The following is a 5,078-nucleotide window of genomic DNA, read 5'->3' on the forward strand; positions in this document are numbered from 1 at the left end:
CATCAAATCCCCGATGACACGCTAGGCAGCGATAACGTTTTCGGGCAATTTGCTTTTGATGATTACCATTGCCTTCTACTTGTTGAGACTGGCAGTGAGGGCAGCTGACGCCATCAGGCCAACGTCTCTGACGAATAAACTGGTAGCATTGCTCATCATTTACCAGTTGTTTGATATTGATCATTCTTTGCTTATTACTGACTTAATTTACCCAAATAGACGTGCATAATACATCTTTGGTTGTATTATATGCTACCCCCTAGGAATCCATATAGAGCCTAGATCTTTTATTAACACAAAATTAACAGAGCCATTTATCTTCTCACCACGGCGAATACGATACATCAGTTCTGCAGCAATTCGCCATCCTTGCTCAACAGGTAGCTCATTACTAAGAGCTACACCATGCAAACCATTAGATACCAGATTTCCACACACTAATACACGCTCTTGATAGCGCTTAACCACTTTTTCCTTCAGTTTTTTATCAGGTAATAGTAATTGTTCCCCACAAATGACTGCAAGTTGAAAAACAAATGCAGCAATGGGCTTTCCATCCTGATAAGCTAACGCGTAACGTTGCTCTGTATTTTTTGGACTATGAACATCCAATACTTGTAAATACGCCAAACTCATAAATACTGTTTTATTTTTCGTTAGTTCACTCCAATCATCGTTATTTAAAAAGTTGATGTTATCAGCGATAACATATTGGTACCCTAGTGACGTATATCTTTCCTTATGACGCAACTTTTTATCTTTTAATAAGCGGAAAGTATCCTTCATATTGTTTCCTTCAACAAACAGTCATTTTCGAAGCAGTATAAATTTTATGTTTTATTATCAGTATTATTCAATAAAAAAAGCCGAGCATCGCTCGGCTTTTTTTATTACTTAACTTACTATTCCCACGAAATCGTAGCACTACTTGTTGGTTCTACTGGAGCAGATCCATCATCATCAACGACAGAGCCTTCCACAGTATTCGTATGTGGCACAGTATTCACCAGCGCATCAAATGTACAAGTATAACTATCCCCTGGTTGCGTTGCAGGCTGCAACTGCTGAGGCACAATACATGATGTATTTTTTATACTACCTTGTATTTTTGTGATATCGCCAAATTTATCATCCATTAAACTATTTACTGTTAATGGCTCAGCATCAGAGTCATTTGAAATAGTCACGGTATATGTCACCAAAGCACTGCTTACAACTTTCGATAAACTCGCTGCTGGCGGTACATTACTAATATTGACAGTTGCATCATCCATTGCTGAAACAGCTTCTCCATCATCGTCAATACCTTTTGCTTCCGCAACATTAGTAATCGAGTCATGTCCATTACCATTCACGACACTGCTCACAAGACATGTATAACTCGCACCCGCAACTAATGTGTGAGGCAAGCTACAGGTACCTTGTCCATTAAGTCCACCCAGTATGTCATCAGTAAGGCTATTAATGGTGACTGAATCAACACTGGAGTCATTCGACACGACATAAGTATAAGTTACCTTGCCGCCAGGCTCATACACTTGCACAGGATTGGCAGTTTTCACCAGTGAAATCGCTGATGGTACATTCTGTATGACAACTGTTGCAGAATCACTTGCAGCCACAGCATTACCATCATCATCACTTCCTGAAGCAGTTACGGTATCAGTCTCAGCATCACCCGCATTTCCTGTCACGTTCATGGTAAACAAGCATGTATACGTTGCTCCAGGATGAATGGTTTGCGGTGTACTACAAGTCCCCAATCCACTCAAATTACCATAAATATTATCAACCAACTCAGATAGCGTCACAGGATCACTACTGGCACTGCTTACGTTATTGACTGAAACAGTGAAAGTAACATTGCCTCCGGGTTCAATAAGCTCAGAAGGTGATACTGATTTATTAACTACTATTTCAGGTAATTCGTCGAGTAATGTAACCGTTGCACTATCTTGTCCACTTAAACTATTACCATTATTATCCGTACCCTGAGCAGTGACTGTATCCGTTTCAACCATGCCAGCATTACCCTCAATTAATACAGTAAACTGACAAGAGTAGGTGTCTATCCCTCCAGGATTTCTATCGTCTGATGGAATTGTTTGGGGCGTACTACACGTGGTATTGAGGATATTATCATGACCTGATTGCGTAATATCACCATAGATATCGTCAACTAATGAATTTAACGTCACATCATTATTTGGATCAATACCTACATTAGTTACAGCCACTGTAAACGTAACTTCGCCACCAGGTTCATTTAATTGTGTTGGATTAACTGCTTTATTAACTAGTAATTCAGCAGGAGGTACATCAATCGGTATATTAAACGTCTCATCACACTTACACTTTGAGGGGGAGCCAGGGAAAGCATCGGTTGGTTTAACACAAAGCTCATTCGCACCTGCTTGCCGCCAACTTGTACAATAAGGAAGATTTAACTTTCCATCTTTATCTGGGTCAATACATACTGCAGTTAAGGTGATTGTTGGATAAAGTGGATTGTGTCCTGGTTTATCAATATCACCACATGTGTCTTGAACTCCAGAAGGATCATTCGTGCCTGGAAATGGATCGTTGGTACCATCCAAATCAAGCCATGGAGGATTAGGTTGATATGGCATCGTTGAAATACTACAACGCCCACTTTGGGCTCCATCGTTATTTGGATCACCATCAGTAACAAAGTAAACACCAATATCATGCCGCTCTTTTGCAGAAGCCTCCACCTCAAAGGTTGCAGTAAAAGATACGGTATCACCTTGATACGCACAACCATCATCCAGTATTTGTAATTGAGGTGTGCCATCTGGGTTAGTTGCAACGCCAGCCACCCTTACATCATTAGCAGAGCATTGAACAGAAAAACCTGCCGTTTCTTCCATACAGAAAGCTTCTTCAGTATCCATTGCAAATACTGACATCGAACTGTTACCAAGCAAACAACATAAGAAAATGACAAATTTTTTATCACAGAGATAAAAATTTTGAGCAAAAAACAGTCGTAATAGCATGTTTTTCAAAGACATAACCACTCCTTGTTATGCAAAACAAACACATAGTGTTTGTTATTTTTAGACATATAAAACGAGATACCTTTGCAATAAAGTGAACTCTAAATAACACTCAAATCCGTTTATTTCTAGCATCTATTAACTAATAATCAAATAGCTATGTGAGATATTTCCATATAGTAAATCATCCTTTAACTTACACTATACTAGCTGCTTCATTATTTGATGCCTATGTTTTCTGAATTTTTATTGACAATCACCATCTAACATAAGTTAATTTTATTAGCTGAGACATTTAATGTCAGAAAACCATCTACATGATAACTGTGGAATACTTTAAATACGTCCAGACAAACTATCAATATTAATAAATAGAAAAAGCTTTTTTTGAATATTTGCTTCAGTAAAACCAATAAATCTAAAAACTCAAAAATCCAGATCAATCGTAATTACGCTGCACTTTAAAATAGCTACACTGTTAATTAAAAGCACTCACACTCACTAATGAATAAATTTATGGAACGCTTATTCACAATAAAGTATCTATTATTGATATTATTTTCATCATTCTCAGCACATATTTTGGCTATTAATAAACCCAATATCATTATCCTATCTGTAATGGATTATCCTCCTTACCATAGTCTAAGTATGGAGCAGTTCGGGCCTATTCCTCGTATTATCTCTGCAGCTATCAGCATTTCAGGTTACTCTCTCGAGCTCAAATTTGTGCCATGGAACAGAGCGATAGAAGAAGCTAAATTAGGGGAAAAAGTAGACGGTATAATGGGAGTTTGGTATTCAGAAGAACGCACTAAATATTTTTTATACTCTGATCCAGTAATGAGCAACAAATGGTCACTCATAAAAAAAAGTGGAGCTGCAATAGACATAACATCAAGTGACTATAGATTAGGCACAGTAAGAGGCTATTACATTCCCGAGTCTGTCAAAAACAAGGGGTATGATATTGAGCTCGTTGCAGATGACGAAAAGAATTTACAAAAGCTTTTTTCAGGCCGTATTCAACTTACCCTCTTAGATGAAAACTACCTAAACTATTTAATTAGAGTAAAGCACCACCGTTATAAAGATGCTTTTACTATCATCAAACCACCAGTTGCAATGATGACTCAATATATTGCTATATCAAAAAAAACAGTGGACCCCGAGCAAAAAATTTTAGTCATCAATCACGGACTGAAAAAAATAAAGTCGTCAGGTACTTTTGACAAAATCATTAAACAAGAGCTTATTAACAACTAAGCTTAATACTCCTTTTTATCAGTAGTTTTATCACGCAATTTTTTTCATTCTGAGCTTATCAAGCTGTCGACTGCGCATTTTTCTCAGCAGTTCTTCAGCAGGCAAGAAGTCTTTTTCAGCCGACTGTGTTAACAAACAAATCGCTTCATTATGAGCGTTCTCATCACCAAATTTGCCTATTAACATTAAACTTGCCAGTGTATACATGGCTTCAGTATGCCCTTGTCCTGCCGCCTTCTGTAACCAGTAAACCCCATCGCTACTTGGCGCTGCCGAGTTTGCTTTGTAAATTTTCCATAAAGTAAATTGAGCTACTGTATGCCCTGCTGTAGCAAGCTCATGAAACAATTCTATTGCTTGTTGATTATCCTGACGAACCCCATCACCGTAGAAGTACATATACGCTAACTTGAGTTTCCACTCTTCTTTACCCACCTGAGCTAAACGTTTAACAGCATCTATATAACGACTCCTGAAAGCATCCGCTTTTTCAACATCAATAGATACACCATCACCATTTTTATAAAGTAAATAATCCACCTTCTTAGAAGGTGGTTTTGCTTTTAACCCCCTGAAAGGGGGCATTACATCACCCTCTCAGTAGGCTAACAAGCTATCCCCTACAAAAAACTAATTACTAAAAATCAAATTATTCTTGTCGTCTTTCAAGCTGTTCTTGATATCTGACATAATTTTTTATCATTTCTGCGTTCATACCAACTGTATCTACACAATAACCTTTAGCCCAAAAATGATTTCCCCAGTAAGGCCTTTGTTTCAAATCTGCTCATG

The 5,078-nt window shown here is 37.8% G+C and carries 6 protein-coding genes; 1 reads left to right on the top strand and 5 read right to left on the bottom strand.

The annotated features are described in order from the left end of the window. From F607_RS0124395 to F607_RS0124405, 3 genes are all read right to left on the bottom strand, one after another. A partial coding sequence (locus F607_RS0124395; RefSeq protein WP_027708241.1) for a transposase occupies positions 1-184 on the bottom strand: 184 nt, incomplete at its 3' end. A 68-nt stretch (positions 185-252) separates the two neighbouring features. After that, a complete protein-coding gene (locus tag F607_RS31610) occupies positions 253-786 on the bottom strand; it encodes a hypothetical protein (RefSeq protein ID WP_051311805.1) in 534 nt (177 codons plus the stop codon). 116 nt (positions 787-902) lie between these two features. Then, positions 903-3,035 carry a DUF7507 domain-containing protein gene (locus tag F607_RS0124405; protein ID WP_027710137.1) on the bottom strand — a complete coding sequence of 711 codons (2,133 nt, stop codon included), beginning with the start codon at positions 3,033-3,035 and terminating at the stop codon, positions 903-905. Between the two features lie 501 nt (positions 3,036-3,536). Between F607_RS0124405 and F607_RS0124410 the strand changes: the two genes are divergently transcribed. Then, positions 3,537-4,286: a substrate-binding periplasmic protein gene (locus F607_RS0124410; protein ID WP_038292183.1), complete on the top strand. Its 750-nt coding sequence runs from the start codon at positions 3,537-3,539 to the stop codon at positions 4,284-4,286. A 30-nt stretch (positions 4,287-4,316) separates the two neighbouring features. Here F607_RS0124410 and F607_RS0124415 read toward each other — a convergent pair whose 3' ends face one another. Then, complete coding sequence (locus F607_RS0124415; RefSeq protein WP_027710139.1) at positions 4,317-4,871, bottom strand: tetratricopeptide repeat protein; 555 nt, start codon at positions 4,869-4,871, stop codon at positions 4,317-4,319. A 64-nt stretch (positions 4,872-4,935) separates the two neighbouring features. Then, entirely contained in the window at positions 4,936-5,067 is a 132-nt protein-coding gene (locus F607_RS33805; protein ID WP_230400453.1) for a transposase, read from the bottom strand. Positions 5,068-5,078: the final 11 nt, after the last annotated feature.

The sequence above is a fragment of the Zooshikella ganghwensis DSM 15267 genome (genome assembly GCF_000428585.1).
GTDB classification, from domain to species: Bacteria; Pseudomonadota; Gammaproteobacteria; order Pseudomonadales; family Zooshikellaceae; genus Zooshikella; species Zooshikella ganghwensis.

Excerpts from the sequence above, each read along its gene's own strand:
- F607_RS31610 (WP_051311805.1), bottom strand. The coding sequence starts at position 786 with ATGAAGGATACTTTCCGCTTATTAAAAGATAAAAAGTTGCGTCATAAG.
- F607_RS0124405 (WP_027710137.1), bottom strand. The coding sequence starts at position 3,035 with ATGTCTTTGAAAAACATGCTATTACGACTGTTTTTTGCTCAAAATTTT.
- F607_RS0124410 (WP_038292183.1), top strand. The coding sequence starts at position 3,537 with ATGGAACGCTTATTCACAATAAAGTATCTATTATTGATATTATTTTCA.
- F607_RS0124415 (WP_027710139.1), bottom strand. The coding sequence starts at position 4,871 with ATGCCCCCTTTCAGGGGGTTAAAAGCAAAACCACCTTCTAAGAAGGTG.